The 14,777-nt window shown below is 70.2% G+C and carries 11 protein-coding genes and 1 pseudogene; 9 read left to right on the top strand and 3 right to left on the bottom strand.

Annotated elements, in window-relative coordinates; all coding sequences use genetic code 11:
• From OXS31_RS09580 to OXS31_RS09555, 6 genes and pseudogenes are all read left to right on the top strand, one after another.
• Nucleotides 1-355, top strand: a pseudogene (locus OXS31_RS09580) (4-deoxy-4-formamido-L-arabinose-phosphoundecaprenol deformylase); the annotation flags it as partial.
• The gene (gene arnT, locus OXS31_RS09575; protein WP_255211813.1) at nucleotides 352-1,995 is read left to right on the top strand and encodes a lipid IV(A) 4-amino-4-deoxy-L-arabinosyltransferase; all 1,644 of its coding nucleotides are present in this window, start codon (nucleotides 352-354) and stop codon (nucleotides 1,993-1,995) included. The pseudogene OXS31_RS09580 and the gene arnT, both read left to right, overlap by 4 nt.
• Complete coding sequence (locus OXS31_RS09570) at nucleotides 1,992-2,333, top strand: EamA family transporter (protein WP_267398748.1); 342 nt, start codon at nucleotides 1,992-1,994, stop codon at nucleotides 2,331-2,333. The genes arnT and OXS31_RS09570 overlap by 4 nt, the downstream gene beginning before the upstream one ends.
• Nucleotides 2,330-2,731, top strand: a complete 402-nt coding sequence (locus OXS31_RS09565) for a hypothetical protein (protein WP_241807521.1) — start codon at nucleotides 2,330-2,332, stop codon at nucleotides 2,729-2,731. The genes OXS31_RS09570 and OXS31_RS09565 overlap by 4 nt, the downstream gene beginning before the upstream one ends.
• Nucleotides 2,728-4,125 carry a UDP-glucose/GDP-mannose dehydrogenase family protein gene (locus tag OXS31_RS09560; RefSeq protein WP_267398746.1) on the top strand — a complete coding sequence of 466 codons (1,398 nt, stop codon included), beginning with the start codon at nucleotides 2,728-2,730 and terminating at the stop codon, nucleotides 4,123-4,125. The genes OXS31_RS09565 and OXS31_RS09560 overlap by 4 nt, the downstream gene beginning before the upstream one ends.
• Nucleotides 4,125-5,807, top strand: a complete 1,683-nt coding sequence (locus OXS31_RS09555; protein ID WP_267398745.1) for a glycosyltransferase family 39 protein — start codon at nucleotides 4,125-4,127, stop codon at nucleotides 5,805-5,807. The genes OXS31_RS09560 and OXS31_RS09555 overlap by 1 nt, the downstream gene beginning before the upstream one ends.
• Before the next feature lie 21 nt (nucleotides 5,808-5,828).
• Here the strand turns inward: OXS31_RS09555 and OXS31_RS09550 are convergent, their stop codons facing one another.
• From OXS31_RS09550 to OXS31_RS09540, 3 genes are all read right to left on the bottom strand, one after another.
• Nucleotides 5,829-6,695, bottom strand: coding sequence for a hypothetical protein (locus tag OXS31_RS09550; protein WP_267398744.1), 867 nt, complete (start codon nucleotides 6,693-6,695; stop codon nucleotides 5,829-5,831).
• Between the two features lie 102 nt (nucleotides 6,696-6,797).
• Entirely contained in the window at nucleotides 6,798-7,979 is a 1,182-nt protein-coding gene (locus OXS31_RS09545; protein ID WP_077171300.1) for a M20 aminoacylase family protein, read from the bottom strand.
• 11 nt (nucleotides 7,980-7,990) lie between these two features.
• Nucleotides 7,991-9,298 (bottom strand): MFS transporter, encoded by a 1,308-nt coding sequence (locus OXS31_RS09540; protein ID WP_044341164.1) that lies wholly within the window; start codon nucleotides 9,296-9,298, stop codon nucleotides 7,991-7,993.
• Between the two features lie 425 nt (nucleotides 9,299-9,723).
• Here OXS31_RS09540 and OXS31_RS09535 point away from each other — a divergent pair, with 425 nt between their 5' ends.
• From OXS31_RS09535 to pstA, 3 genes are all read left to right on the top strand, one after another.
• Complete coding sequence (locus OXS31_RS09535) at nucleotides 9,724-10,695, top strand: phosphate ABC transporter substrate-binding protein PstS family protein (RefSeq protein ID WP_027598086.1); 972 nt, start codon at nucleotides 9,724-9,726, stop codon at nucleotides 10,693-10,695.
• A gap of 94 nt (nucleotides 10,696-10,789) precedes the next feature.
• A complete protein-coding gene (locus OXS31_RS09530) occupies nucleotides 10,790-13,075 on the top strand; it encodes an ABC transporter permease subunit (RefSeq protein ID WP_267398743.1) in 2,286 nt (761 codons plus the stop codon).
• Entirely contained in the window at nucleotides 13,062-14,774 is a 1,713-nt protein-coding gene (gene pstA, locus OXS31_RS09525) for a phosphate ABC transporter permease PstA (protein WP_037006556.1), read from the top strand. The genes OXS31_RS09530 and pstA overlap by 14 nt, the downstream gene beginning before the upstream one ends.
• Nucleotides 14,775-14,777 lie beyond the last annotated feature (3 nt).

The raw sequence follows: 14,777 nt of genomic DNA, 5'->3' as shown, positions 1-14,777 counted from the left end.
TGCGCTGTTTCGTCCGCGGCTGGGCAATGGCAGCCACGGCACCCCCCAGGTGCCGGTGGACATGCCGACCTTCGACGAGGTGGTCGGCCCGGAGCTGGCCGCCGGTGACTGGAACAGCTATCTGCTCAAGCGCTTCCGTCCGGGGGCGCTCAACGTCTACACCCTGCACGCCGAGGTGGAAGGCATCGCCTTCGCCAATGACTTCCGCGCCCTGCTCAAGGCCGCGCGGGAGCAGGGCATCCTGTTCCTGACCCTGGGCGATCGCCTGCCGGCCGATCCGCGCCAGTTGCCCGCGGGCAATCTGGTGCGTGGCAGCCTGGCCGGCCGCCAGGGCTGGCTGGGCGTGCAGGCATGAGTCGGCGTCGCCTGTGGATGCTGCTGCCGCTGGCGCTGCTGGCCTATGCCCTGCCGCTGGCCTGGCGCGGCCTGTGGATTCCGGACGAGTCGCGCTATGCGCAGATCGCCCAGGAACTCTGGCGGCGTGGCGACTGGGTGGTGCCGCACTTCCTCGGCCTGCCCTATTTCGAGAAGCCCATCGGCGGCTACTGGACCCAGGCCATCGCCCAGGCCTGGCTCGGTGACTCGCTGTTCAGCGTGCGCCTGGTGCCACTGCTGGCCAGTCTCGCCACCGCCGCCCTGGTGGTGCGCCTGACCCGACTGATCTGGCAGGATCGCCCGCTGGCGCTGCTCGCCGGGGTGGTCTATCTCTCCTGCGTGGCCGTGGCGGGGCTGGCCACCTACGTGACCCTCGACGCCCAGTTCGCCTTCTGGATGGCCCTGGCGCTGCTCGCCCTCTGGCAGGCCCAGGCCGCCGAGACCCGCGGCGCGGCCCTGGTGCAATGGGCGCTGCTGGGGCTGGCCTGTGGCTGCGGCCTGCTGACCAAGGGCTTTCTCGCCCTGGTGCTGCCGGTGCTGGTGGCCGTGCCCTTCTTCCTCCTGCAGCGGCGCCTGGGCGAGTTGCTCTGCCGCGGTCCCCTGGCGGTGCTGGTGGCGATCCTGGTGGTGGCCCCCTGGGCGCTGCTGGTGGCCCGGCGCGATGCGGATTTCTGGAATTTTTTCTTCTGGCACGAGCACATCCAGCGTTTCGCCGGCCAGGATGCCCAGCACGAGCGGCCGTTCTGGTTCTATGGCCCGGTGCTGCTGCTGGCCATCCTGCCCTGGGCCGGCCTCCTGCCGCGTACCCTGGGCCAGCTCTGGCAGGACCGGCGTCACCGCGGCACCGCCTTCCTCGGCATCGCCGTGGTCGGCCAGTTGCTGTTCTTCAGCCTCAGCCGCGGCAAGCTGCCGACCTACCTGCTGCCGACCCTGGCCGCCCTGGTGCCGCTGCTGGCGCGCACCCTGCAGGAGGCGGGCCGGCGCGGCGCCACCGGTGCCCTGCGCCTGAACGGCCTGTGCAATCTGCTGCTGGGCCTGGCCGGCCTTGCCGCCCTGCTGATCTATGGCGGTCGCCTCTATGAGAGCGGCGAAGGCCTGACCCGCGCCCTGGCCCTGCTGGCGCCCCTGGCGCTGCTGCTGGCCGGTCTGGCCGCGCTGGTCTGGCCGCGGCGCACCCTGCTGGCGCCGGCCCTGGCGCTCTGGGTGCTGCTGCCGCTGCTGTCCATCGCCCTGCCCAACGGCCTGGTCGACAACAAGCTGCCGAGCACCTTCATCCAGGCCCAGCTCGGCCACTTCAAGAATGCCGGCCTGCTGGTCAGCAACGACCTCGGCGTGGCCGCCAGCCTGGCCTGGGCCACCCACCGCGATGACGTGGTGCTGGTGGGCGGTCCGGGCGAACTCAAGTACGGCTTCGCCCGCGAGCCGGCCAGCGGCCGGCTGATCGAAGAGCGCGACCTGGCCGCCTGGCTCGCCGCCCATCGCGACCAGGGTCCGGTGGCCATCCTCTTGCGGGTCGACGGCCCCAGCGATCGCCAGCTGCTCGACAGTCTGCCCGAGCCGGGCGAGAGCATCGCCAGCGAGCGCCTGGTGCTGCTGGTCTATCCGAGGCCGACGCCATGACCGCCCTCGACGGCCTGCTGATCGCCATGGTGATCGGCCTCACCAGCGCCGGCCAACTGGGCCAGAAGCGCGCGGTGGCCGCCGGCAATGCCCTGGCCGCGCGACTGCGCTCGCCCTGGCTGTGGGGCGCCCTGGTCTGCCTGGGCCTGGCCCTGCTGGTCTGGTGCGCGGTGCTGCAGCGGGTGCCGGTGGGCGTCGCCTATCCCCTGCTGTCGCTCAACACCCTGGCGGTGACCCTGCTGGCGCGCCTGGTGTTCGGCGAGGTGGTGGACGCCCGCGCCTGGTGTGGCTGCCTGTGCATCGTCGTCGGTGCCGCACTGCTGGGCGGCCAGCTATGAACGGCCTGCTGCCCCTCGGCCTGAGCATCCTGCTCACCACCCTGGCGCAACTCGCCTTGCGCGCGGCGCTGGTGCGGCTGCCGGCCATGGCCAGCTGGGTCGGCGCGCCCGCGGCGCTGCTGAGCGCGGCCGGGCTGCTGCTGGCCCTGGGCATCCTCTGCTACGGCCTGTCGCTGCTGGCCTGGCTGGCCGCCCTGGCGCGCCTGCCGCTGGGTCGCGCCTATGCGGCGCTCGGCCTCTCCTACGTCTTCGTCCACCTCGGCGCGGCCTGGCTGCCAGGCGCCGCCGAATCCTTCACCCCCTGGAAAACCCTGGGCGTCGCGCTGGTCGTGGCCGGTGTCGCCCTTGTCGGCGGGCCCCGCGCCAGCGCCGCTCCCACCCTGAGGAATACCCTATGAACATCAGCGTTTTCGGCATCGGCTACGTGGGTCTGGTGCAGGCCGCCGTGCTGGCGGAAGTCGGCCACCAGGTGGTGTGCATGGACATCGACCGCGCCAAGATCGACAAGCTCAAGCGCGGCGAGGTGACCCTCTATGAGCCGGGTCTGGAAGAGCTGGTGCGCAGCAACCTGGCCGCCGGCCGCCTGGTGTTCACCCATGAGGCCGCCGAGGCCGTGGCCCATGGCGCCGTGCAGTTCATCGCCGTGGGCACCCCGCCGGCCGCCGACGGCTCGGCCGATCTGTCCGCCGTCTTCGCCGTGGCCGAGACCATCGCCCGCCTGCGCCGCGAGCCGCTGATCGGCCAGCCGGTCTCCCGCGATCCGCTGCTGGTGGTGAACAAATCCACCGTGCCGGTGGGCACCGGCGACCGCGTCCGCGCGCTGATCCACGAGGTGCTCGCCGAAGAGGGCCGCACCCTGCACGTGGAGGTGGTCTCCAACCCGGAATTCCTCAAGGAAGGCGCCGCCATCGCCGACTGCAAGAAGCCCGATCGCATCGTGGTGGGCACCGACTCGCCGGTGGCCCGCGACGTGATGCGCGAACTCTATGCACCCTTCAACCGCAACCATGACCGCATCCAGTGCATGGACCTGCGCAGCGCCGAGCTGGCCAAGTACGCCGCCAACAGCCTGCTGGCGGTCAAGATCAGCTTCATCAACCAGATCGCCGAACTGGCCGAGCACGTCGGCGCCGACATCGAGGCGGTGCGCCAGGCCATCGGCGCCGATCCGCGCATCGGCCACCACTTCATCTACCCGGGCTGCGGCTACGGCGGCTCCTGCTTCCCCAAGGACCTGCAGGCGCTGATCCGCACCGGCGAAGAAAACCAGGTGGAGCTGGATCTGCTGCGCGCCGTGGAAGCCATCAACGTGCGCCAGAAGACCAAGCTGTTCGAGCGCATCAACACCTACTTCGACGGTGACCTGCGCGGCCGTACCTTCGCCCTCTGGGGACTGGCCTTCAAACCCAACACCGACGACATGCGCGATGCGCCCAGCCGGGTGCTGATGGAAGCCCTCTGGGCGGCCGGCGCCAAGGTGCGCGCCTTCGACCCGGTGGCCATGGCCGAGGCCCAGCGCCTCTATGGCCACGACGAGCGTCTGGCGCTGATGGGCACCCCCGAGGCCGCCCTGGCCGGCGCCGATGCCCTGGTCATCTGCACCGAGTGGCAGCAGTTCAAGGCGCCGGACTTCGATCTGATCGCCCGCCAGCTCAATCAGCCGCTGATCTTCGACGGGCGCAACCTGTTCGATCCCGAGCGCATGGAGCGTCGCGGTATCGAGTACTTCGCCATCGGCCGTGGCGCCGCCCTGGGCGGTCCCCAGGTCACCCGCCGCGTGGATGCCGCCTGATGGTCTCGCCCATGCCCCTGACCCCACGCAGCGCGCCCCTCTTCGCGCTGCCGGCGGCCAGTCGCCTGCGCCGCGAAAGCCTGCTGCTCGGGGTGATCGCCACCCTGATGTTCACCCTCGGCATCTGGAACCAGGCGCCCCAGGGCTTCGACGGTCGCTGGGCGGTCTTTCTCGGCGAGATGTTTCGCCATGGCCCGTCCTTTTTCGCCACCACCTACGGCCAGCCCTATCCGGACTATCCCGGCACCGCCACCTGGCTGAGCTGGCTGGCCGCGCGGGTGATCGGCGCGCCCAATCACCTGGCCAACGTGTTGCCCACCGCCCTGGCCTCGGCCGCGGTGCTGGCGCTGACCTATCGCCTGCTGGCCGATACCCGCCGCGCCTGGGCGCTGCTCACGGTGCTGCTGGTGGCCCTGACCCCGCAGTGGCTGGAAAAGGCCCGCGCGGTCTGCCTGGATCAGCTGGTCGCCCTGGTGGTGCTGCTCTGCTTCTACCTGCTCTACAGCGCCGACCGTGACGGTCGCCCGCTGCGCCGCCTGCTGGTGCTGCCGCTGTTCGCCCTGGGCTTCGCCATCCGTGGTCCGCTGGGCCTCATCGAGCCCTGCGGCGTGGTCTGCCTCTACTGGCTGGTGGTGGCCTGGGGCGAACCGGCCCGGCGCACCCTCGCCCTGCAACGGCTGTTCGGCTACGGCCTGGCCGGTCTGGCGCTGCTCGCCCTCGGCTGGTGGACGCTGATCCAGCTCGCCCACCACGAGGGTGGGGCGGATTTCGCCGCCGAGGTCTGGCACATGCAGGTCACCGGCCGGCTGGACGAGAGCGGCAAGCCGTTCTGGTTCTATCTGCAGCTGGGGCTCTATCGCTATCTGCCGGTGCTGCCGCTGGCGCTGCTGGTGCTGGTGGCCGAGCGCCGCCGCCTGCTGGCCTGGCCGCACACCGCCCAGCGCCGGCTGCTGCTGGGGCTGGCCGGCAGCGGTCTGCTGATCCTGGTCGGGTTGTCCATCCCGCACTTCAAGCGCGCCTACTATGTGGTGCCCATGGTGCCCTTCCTGGCCGCCATCGCCGCCCATGGCCTCCTGCGCGCCGAGGGCTGGTTCCGCCGCATCGCGCCGGTCTACACCGCGCTGGTGCTGGCGCTGCCCGGGCTGGCGCTGGTGGCCATGCTGGTCTGTCGTCACCTCTGGCAGCGCCACGGCTACTGGCCGGATGTCTCCCTGGCGCTGCTGGTGCCGGCCTTCGTCCTGCTGCAGATCGCCGCCCTGGTCAGCTGGCGCCGGCTGGACGGCAGTCGCCGCCTGCTGACGCTGAGCGCCCTGGCGCTGGCCGCCCAGTGGCTGATGCTGGTCACGGTGGTGGAGCCGGCCCAGGACCTGCAGTACGACACCCGCGGCTTCGTCCAGCAGGTGGAAGGTCTGCGCCAGCAGCAGCCGGGTCCCCTGGTGTTCTTCGGCCTCGGCCAGGACAGCTGGGCGATCCGCTACATGATGAACCTGGACCACGACGAACAGCCGATCTTCATCGCCCGGCCGCAGGTCGCGGACCTGGCGCACCTGCCGTCCGGCGCCTGGATCATCCTCGCCCGCGACGACCGCGAATTGCTGGCGGGCACCCCGCTGGCCGACCTCACCCCGGTGCTGGGACGCCGCCTCAACGGCAATCCCTGCCTGGTGTATCGCCTGCCCTGAAGTCCCCCGGAGCCGCTCGCCCTAGCGAGCGGCTCCGGCGTCTCGCGAGAATTCCAGGATGCGGTTGCGCCCCTGCTCGGCGACCAGGTAATGACCGTCGCCGCGCGGGATCAGGGTCTGCGCCGAGCGCAGGTGCGAGAGCACCGTGACCAGACGGCCATCGGGCTGCACCAGCAGCACCCGGGCGCCGTGGGTGGCGTCTTCGGTGATCCACAGGCCGTCGGCCGAACACTGCACGAAGCCCGGCGCGTCGAGACCCGCGGCGACCAGGGTATCGGTCCCCCCGGGCTGCCACTGCTTGACCCAACCCTTGGCCTTTTCGGTATAGAACAGCCGGCCATCCGGGCAGCGTGCGACGCCTTCGCCTTCTTCCAGTCCGTCGCGCAGCACCGCCAGGCGACGCTGCAGCGGGTCGTAGCTGAGCAGGCGACCGCGCGGCAGGTCCTCGATGGCATAGAGGGTCTGGCCATCGGTGGCGACGCCCTCGACGTCGTTGCCGTCGAACAGGGCCTGGCGCTGGCCGTCGCGCAGGAGAAACACCGGCAGCGGTCCGCCTTCCTGGCTGACCACCAGGCCGCCCTGGAACATCACCAAGCCATCGGGCTTGGACAGCTCGCCCAGTACCGGCTGGCGCTCGCCATTGGGCAGCAGCCGCAGCAGGCGGCCGCGGCGACTGGAAAATTCCTGGGTCACGAACAGGCTGCCATCGGCGTCCAGGGCCAGGGCGCTGACCATGGGGATGTCGGCGGCGACTTCCCGGTAGCGCCAGCCCTCGACCGCACTGACCGGATGGAAATGCCGCCAGGCCGGATAGGCGAAGCCGGCGGCCAGCACGGCGACGCCCAGCGCCAGACCCTGGCGCCAGCCCAGGCGCGGAACACGACGCATGGCGATCTCTCTGTGGCAGAACGATGACCGGGCAGTCTAGCGGCCCGCGCGTGAAGAATCCGTCGCCGGCACCCTGGGTGAAGGTACCGGCGGGGCGGTGCCTCAGGCGGTGAGGAAGGCCTCGGTCAGCTTGACCCAGTAGCGCGCGCCCACCGGCAGCAGGGCGTCGTTGAAGTCGTAGGCCGGGTTGTGCAGGTTGGCGCTGGGCCCGTTGCCGACGAACAGGTAGCAACCGGGCACCTGCTGCAGCATGTAGGCGAAGTCCTCGCTGGCCGGGATGGGCGCGAAGGGGTGCAGGGCCTCGGCGCCAAAGTGCTCGACCGCCACCTGGCGGGCGAAGGCGGTGGGGCCGTCGTGGTTGACCAGCACCGGATAACCCCGCTGATAGTCCAGCTCGGCGGTGGCGCCGAAGCTTTCCGCCTGGGCGCGCACCAGGGCGCCGATGCGCTGCTCCAGCAGGTCGCGGGTGCTGTCCTGGAAGGCGCGGATGGTGAGCTTCATCTCCACCGCATCGGGAATGACGTTGGAGGCCTCGCCGCCGTGGATGCTGCCCACGGTGATCACCGCCGTATCCAGCGGCGCCACGTTGCGCGAGACCACGGTCTGCAGCGCCATCACCGTGGCCGCGCTGGCGACGATGGGGTCGACCGCCTTGTCCGGTACCGCGCCGTGGCCACCCTGGCCGCGGATGCGCAGGAGGGCGGTGTCGGACGAGGCCATGGCGGCGCCGTCGACGAAGCAGAACTTGCCGGTGGGCACGCCGGGCATGTTGTGCAGACCGAACACCTGGTCGCAGGGAAACAGCTCGAACAGGCCGTCCTGCATCATCTTCAGGGCGCCGCCCAGGCCTTCCTCGGCCGGCTGGAAGATCAGGTGCAGGGTGCCGTCGAAGGCGCGGGTCTCGGCCAGGCAGCGGGCGGCGGTGAGCAGGGTGGTGGTGTGGCCGTCGTGACCGCAGGCGTGCATGCGCCCCGGGTGCTGGCTGGCGTAGTCGAGGCCGGTGGTCTCCAGGATCGGCAGGGCGTCCATGTCGGCGCGGATGCCCAGCACCTTGCTGCCGCTGCCGGCGCGCAGGGTGCCGACCACCCCGGTGCCGCCCAGGCCGCGATGGACCTCGTAGCCCCAGCCGGCGAGGGCGGCGGCCACCAGGTCGCTGGTGCGCTGTTCCTGGTAACCCAGTTCGGGATGGCGGTGGATGTCGCGGCGCAGGGCGACCATGTCCGGCAGGTAGCCGGCAATATGACGGGCGGTGGCGTCTTGATCCGCAGCGGTGGCAAGGCTCATGGCGATCTCTCTCAATCCAGGTGGCGTTCGGGATAGCTCAGCAGTGCCAGCCATCCTATCAGCAGCATGCCGATCAGGTACCAGGCCGGGGCGAGCGGGCTGCCGGTGGCGCCGATCAGCCAGGTGGCGATGAACTGGGCGGTGCCGCCGAACAGGGTCACCGCCAGGGCGTAGGTCATGGCGAGGCCGGTGGCGCGCACCGGCCGCGGCAGGCCGGCGAGGATCAGCAGCAGTCCGGCGGTCATGTTGACGCTCATGGCGGTGATCACCACGAAGCGGGCGGCAAAGGCCAGGCCCTGGGTGGTGGGATCGTTCAGCCAGACGAAGGCCGGGTAGATGCCCAGCAGGGCCACCGCCAGGCTGACCAGGGCCACCGGCTTGTAGCGACCGAAGCGATCCAGCAGCAGCCCGGCGGCCAGGGCGGCGGCCATCTGCACGGCGCTGGAGGCCACCCCGGCCAGGTAGGCGCTGGTGGCCGGCAGGCCGACGATGCGGGTCATGTAGGTGGGCATGTAGAACTGCATCAGATAGGTCAGCAGGGTCGCCGACATCACGATCAGCAGGCCCAGGCCGAAGCGCCGCGGATGCTCGCGCAGAAAGGCGCGCACCGGGCCGCCCTCGACCGTGCCGGCGCCGCTCCAGGTCTCGTCCACCTGGCGGCGGATATAGAGGCCGACCGGGATGATGAGCAAGCCGACCAGGAAGGGGATGCGCCAGCCCCAGGCATGCAGCTCGGCCTCGGACAGGCTGCGGGTGAGCAGGGCGCCCAGACCGGCGCCGAGCAGGGCGCTGCCGCCCTGGCTGATCACCTGCCAGCTGACATGGAAGCCGCGCCGGCCGGGGCTGGCCGATTCCAGTAGCAGGGTGGTGGCGGCGCCGATCTCGCCGCCGGCGGAAAAGCCCTGCAGCAGGCGCCCCAGCAGCAGGATCAGCGGCGCGGCGATGCCGATCTGGGCGTGGGTCGGGGTGAAGGCGATCAGGGCGCTGCCCAGGCCCATCAGCGAAATGGTCAGCAGCATGGCCTGCTTGCGCCCGTGGCGGTCGGCATAGGCACCCAGCACCATGCTGCCCAGGGGGCGCATGACGAAGCCGACGCCAAAGACGCCAACCGCCATCAGCAGGGAGCCGTAGGGCGTATCCGAAGGGAAATACAGCTGGCCGATGATGGCGGCGAAAAAGCTGAAGACGGTGAAGTCGAACATCTCCAGGCCGTTGCCGAGACTGGCCGCGGCGATCAGCTTGGCCCGCGAGGGCGTGGCGACCGTGCTGGCGGGGGCCGCGTCGGCGCGGGAGGAGGACGTCGGAAGAGCCTGGGCCATGGTGCGTTCCTCTGCACTGAGATGAATGCTTAGCTATGCAAATGACGGTCCGGTCCGCGCGGGCCGCGTGCCTGGGCGGTCGTGGCGGGGCCGGAGACCGGGCGTGCGCCAGGGTGGTGCAGCGCCGGCCCTCTTGCAGCCTAGTCGAACCTGCCGCCTCGGCTGCCACTCGCTCATAAATCCGTCACAATGCGCGCCTAGGCTCTGTACGAAAAATGCCTGCGCTCGGTGATGCTGCGTTGAAAATCAGCTCGGAATGCTCATTTACCCCTCGTAAACTCGTTCGCGAGCTCGGTCCGCTTCCTCACTGATTTTCGCCTTGCCTGACCTTCGCTCGGCAATCTTTCGTACAGAGCCTCGAATGCCGGCTTGCGCCTGAGCGTCGCCGGCCCAGGCCCGTCTCCCATCCCCGCGAGGAATCCGGCATGGACATCAAAGGTCCGCTGACCGCTGTGGCGCTCGCCCTGGCGCTCGGTGGCACGACCGCTCGAGCCGAGGGCGTCGACCCGGCCATCCCTGCTTACCAGAAGGTGAGCGGGATCTCCGGCAATCTGTCGAGCGTGGGCTCCGACACCCTGGCCAACCTGATGACCCTCTGGGCCGAGAGCTACAAGCGCGAGTATCCCAACCTCAATATCCAGATTCAGGCAGCCGGCTCGTCCACGGCGCCGCCGGCGCTCACCGAAGGCACCGCCGGCATCGGTCCCATGAGTCGCAAGATGAAGGACGCCGAGCTGCAGGCCTTCGAGCAGCGCTTCGGCTACCCGCCCACCGCGGTGCCGGTGGCCATCGATGCCCTGGCGATCTTCGTCAACAAGGACAATCCGCTGCGCCAGCTGACCCTGGAGCAGGTCGACGCGATCTTTTCCAGCACCCGGCTCTGCGGCGGTCCGCACGAACTCAAGACCTGGGGCGACCTGGGCCTGACCGGCGACTGGGCCAGGCGGCCGATCCAGAGATTCGGCCGCAATTCGGTGTCGGGCACCTACGGCTACTTCAAGGAAGCGGCGCTGTGCCGCGGTGACTTCCGCGCCAACGTCAACGAACAGCCCGGCTCGGCCTCGGTGGTCCAGGCCATCAGCCAGTCCCTGGGGGGCATCGGCTACTCGGGCATCGGCTACCAGACCGCCAGCGTCCACACCCTGGCGCTGGCCCGCCAGGGCACCACCGACTTCGTTGAGGACAACCAGGCGAACACCCTGTCCGGGCGCTATCCCCTGGCGCGCTATCTCTACGTCTATGTGAACAAGGCGCCCAATCGTCCGCTCAATCCCCTGGAGGGGGAATTCCTGCGGCTGATCCTCTCGCGCAGCGGCCAGGAAGCCGTGGTCAAGGACGGCTACATCCCCCTGCCGGCGGCGGTGGTGCAGCAGGCCCTGAAGACCCTGGGCTACTGAGCGCCTGGCGCTCTGCGCCCGTCCCGGGCGTAGCGCCTCTGGCCGTCCATTCGCTGTAACCTTTCTGTCACACGACGTGATTAGGCTCTGCGCCATGATATCCCCGGTACCCCCGTCCCCGCCCGATCCTCGCGGCCCCGCTCGGCTGGACTTCAACACGCCTGCACTGCGCCGGCGGCGGCGCTGGCGGGCCCTGCAGGATCGCCTGATACGGGGTGCGGTACTGGCCGGTGGCCTGGCCGTGCTGGCCACCATCACCCTGATCTTCTTCTATCTGGCCTATGTGGTGCTGCCGCTGCTGCGCGGCGCCAGCCTCGAGGCCCAGCCGCTGCCCCAGCCCGACTGGCTGGCGGCCGCCGGGGCACCGTTGCTGCTGGGCATCGACGAGCAGGATCGCCTCGGCCTGCATCTGTCCCGGGCTGGCGAGGCCACCTTCTTCACCCTGGCCGACGGCCAGCCGGTCATGCGCGAGCGCCTGCCGCTGCCGCCCGGCGTCACCATCAGCAGCCAGGCCCAGGATGCCCCGCGCGGGCTGATTGCCCTGGGCCTGTCCGATGGTCGCGTGCTGGTGGCGCACAAGCGCTATGTCTCCCGCTATCCCCAGGGCAACCGGGTCATCACCCCGGAACTGGACTTTCCCTACGGGCGCGAGCCGCTGGACCTGGGCGCCTCCCGTAGCGCCCTGGAGCGGGTCGCCATCGCCGGTGACGAGGACCTGCTGGTGCTGGCCGGTGCCCAGGGCAATCGGGTGACCGCCCTGCGCCTGACCGGGCTGGCGGCGCCGGTGACCGGTGGCGCGGCCGCTCCCGTGCGTACCTCGCTCTCCCTCGGACCGCTCAACACCGCGGCCAAGGCGCTCTACCTCGACCCTCGCGGGCACTGGCTCTATGCCCTCAACGGCCGCGCCCAGGCGGATGTCTTCGACCTGCGCGACGGCAGCCTCAACGGCCACTACAAGCTGCTCGACGCGGCTGACGACGAGGTCACGGCCAGCGCCCAGCTGCTGGGCGGCGTGTCCCTGCTGGTGGGTACCGCCAAGGGCGGCATCGGCCAGTGGTTCATGGTCCGCGGCCAGGACGGCGAGCCGGTGCTAAGACATATCCGCAGCTTTCAGCTGGGCACCGCGCCCATCGTCCAGCTGGTGCCGGAGCAGCGCCGCAAGGGCTTCGTGGCGCTGGATGCCACGGGCGAAATGGGGGTCTTCCACAGCACCGCCGGGCGTACCCTGTTGCGCGAGCAGATCGCCCCCGCTGGCGGGGTACTGGCGTTGTCGCCGCGTGCCGATCAGCTGCTGCTGGAGGAAAATGGCCGGCTGCTCGGCTTCCGCCTGGACAATCCGCACCCGGAAGTCTCCTGGTCGGCGCTCTGGGGCAAGGTCTGGTACGAGAATTACGAGGCGCCGGCGCGGGTCTGGCAGTCCAGCGCCGCCACCGCGGACTTCGAACCCAAGCTGAGCCTGGCGCCGCTGACCTTCGGCACCCTCAAGGCGGCCTTCTACGCCATGCTGTTCGCCGCGCCCCTGGCCATCGCCGCGGCGGTCTATACCGCCTACTTCATGGCGCCGCGCATGAGGCGCACGGTCAAGCCGGTCATCGAGCTGATGGAGGCCCTGCCCACGGTGATCCTCGGCTTCTTCGCCGGGCTGTTCCTCGCGCCCTTCGTGGAAAATCACCTGCCGGGGCTGTTCAGCCTGCTGCTGCTCCTGCCGCTGGCCATCCTCGCCGCGGGCTTTGGCTGGTCGCGCCTGCCGCTGCCGCTGCGCGAGCGCATCCCGGAAGGCTGGGAAAGCCTGCTGCTGTTGCCGGTGGTGCTGCTGACCACCGCCCTGGCGCTGTGGCTCAGTCCCTGGCTGGAGGGGCTGCTGTTCGCCGGCGACCTGCGCCTCTGGCTGAGCCAGACCCTGGGCATCGCCTACGACCAGCGCAACGCCCTGATCATCGGCCTGGCCATGTGTTTCGCGGTCATCCCCAACATCTTCTCCATCGCCGAAGACGCCATCTACAGCGTGCCGCGCAGCCTGACCCTGGGCTCGCTGGCGCTGGGCGCCACCCCCTGGCAGACCCTGGTGCGGGTGGTGCTGCTCACCGCCAGCCCGGGCATCTTCTCGGCGCTGATGATCGGCCTGGGCCGCGCCGTCGGCGAGACCATGATCGTGCTCATGGCCACCGGCAACACCCCGATCATGGATGCCAACCTGTTCGAGGGCATGCGCACCCTGGCGGCCAACATCGCCGTGGAGATGCCCGAATCCGAGGTGGGCGGCACCCATTACCGCCTGCTGTTCCTGGCCGCGCTGGTGCTGCTCAGCTTCACCTTCCTGATGAACACCCTGGCCGAACTGATCCGCCAGCGGCTGAGGAAAAAATATGCGGCCCTCTAGCGCTGGCGCGCCGCCGGGGCAGGGCGCCCGGCCGCGGCGCTCCCTGGGCGTCTGGCTGCGCGGCGGCGCGCCCGGGGTCTGGCTCAGCGCCGGCGCCGTGGCCATCGCCGTGCTCATGACCCTGGGGCTGATCGGCATCCTCGCCGTGCGCGGCCTGGCGCACTTCTGGCCGGCCGAGGTGGTGCAGGCGCGCTACACGCCGCCGGGCCTGGAAGCGCGCCTGGTGCTCGGCCAGGTGGTGGACCAGGAGACGATACCGGCCGAGCGGCTGCGCAGCGCCGGAGTGACCCTGCCGGCGGACAGCGGCGAAACCCTGACCCGCGAACTCTTCAAGCTGGGCAATCGCGACCTCTATGGCAGCGACTTCGTCTGGCTGGTCGGCGACTGGCTAAAAGATCGCCAGACCCCGGCCGATGCCCTGGTGCTGGAGCGCCGCGAATGGGGCAACTTCTACGGCTATGCGCTGGAGGTGCGCGAAGCGGGACGCCAAGTGGCCAAGGGCGCCGCGGCCGTGCCCGAGCTGCAGCGCCGCCTGCTGCGCACCCGCGACCTGAGCGACCAGCTGGAGCGCCTGGAAAAGCAGGACATCGGCAGCGTCAACCATGCCCTGGAGCGCCTGCGCCTGGAGGGCCGCGGCCTGGAACTGGACGGTCGTCTCGACGCTACTGCCCAGGCCGATCTCGCCGCCCGCCGCGCCGAGCTCGAAGCCCGTTATGGCGACCTGGAAGACCAGTTGGCCAGCCTGCGCCAGGAGCGCCGCCGCGACAGCGTGGTGCTGCGCGACGTCGAGGGCCGCACCCTGGAACTCAATCTGTCGCGCATCGTGCGCGCCTACCAGCCCAACGCCATGGGCCTGGGCGCCAAGCTCGGCTTCTATGGCAGCAAGCTGTGGGAATTCCTCAGCGCCGATCCGCGCGAGGCGAACACCGAGGGCGGCGTCTTCCCGGCCATCTTCGGCACCGTGATGATGACCCTGCTGATGGCGGTGATCGTCACCCCCTTCGGCGTCATCGCCGCCATCTACCTGCGCGAATACGCCCGCCAGGGGCCGCTGACCCGCACCATCCGCATCGCGGTCAATAACCTCGCCGGGGTGCCGGCCATCGTCTATGGCGTCTTTGGCCTGGGCTTCTTCGTCTATGTGCTGGGGGGCTCCCTGGATCAGCTGTTCTTCCAGGCCAGCCTGCCCACGCCGACCTTTGGTACTCCGGGGCTGCTGTGGGCTTCGCTGACCCTGGCGATCCTCGCCATGCCGGTGGTGATCGTCGCCACCGAAGAAGGCCTGGCGCGCATTCCCCGCAGCATCCGCGAGGGCTCCCTGGCGCTGGGCGCGACCCAGGCCGAGACGCTGTGGAAGGTGGTGCTGCCGCTGGCCAGTCCGGCGATGATGACCGGGCTGATCCTGGCCGTGGCCCGCGCCGCCGGCGAGGTGGCGCCGCTGATGCTGGTGGGGGTGGTCAAGCTGGCGCCCTCGCTGCCGCTGGACGGCAACTACCCCTATCTGCACCTGGATCAGAAGATCATGCACCTGGGCTTCCACATCTATGACGTCGGCTTCCAGAGCCCCAACGTGGAAGCCGCCCGCCCGCTGGTCTATGCCACCGCGCTGCTGCTGGTGCTGGTGATCGCCGGGCTGAACCTGTCCGCCGTGTTCCTGCGCAACCGGCTGCGCGAAAAATACCGGCTGCTGGAAGACTAGCGC

Origin of the sequence: Pseudomonas sp. GM_Psu_1 (assembly GCF_026544185.1) — a bacterium.
In the GTDB taxonomy this organism is placed as follows: Bacteria; Pseudomonadota; Gammaproteobacteria; order Pseudomonadales; family Pseudomonadaceae; genus Chryseomonas; species Chryseomonas oryzihabitans.
The sequence above is the reverse complement of the archived record's forward strand: the minus strand, read 5'-3'. Positions and strand labels throughout refer to the sequence as shown.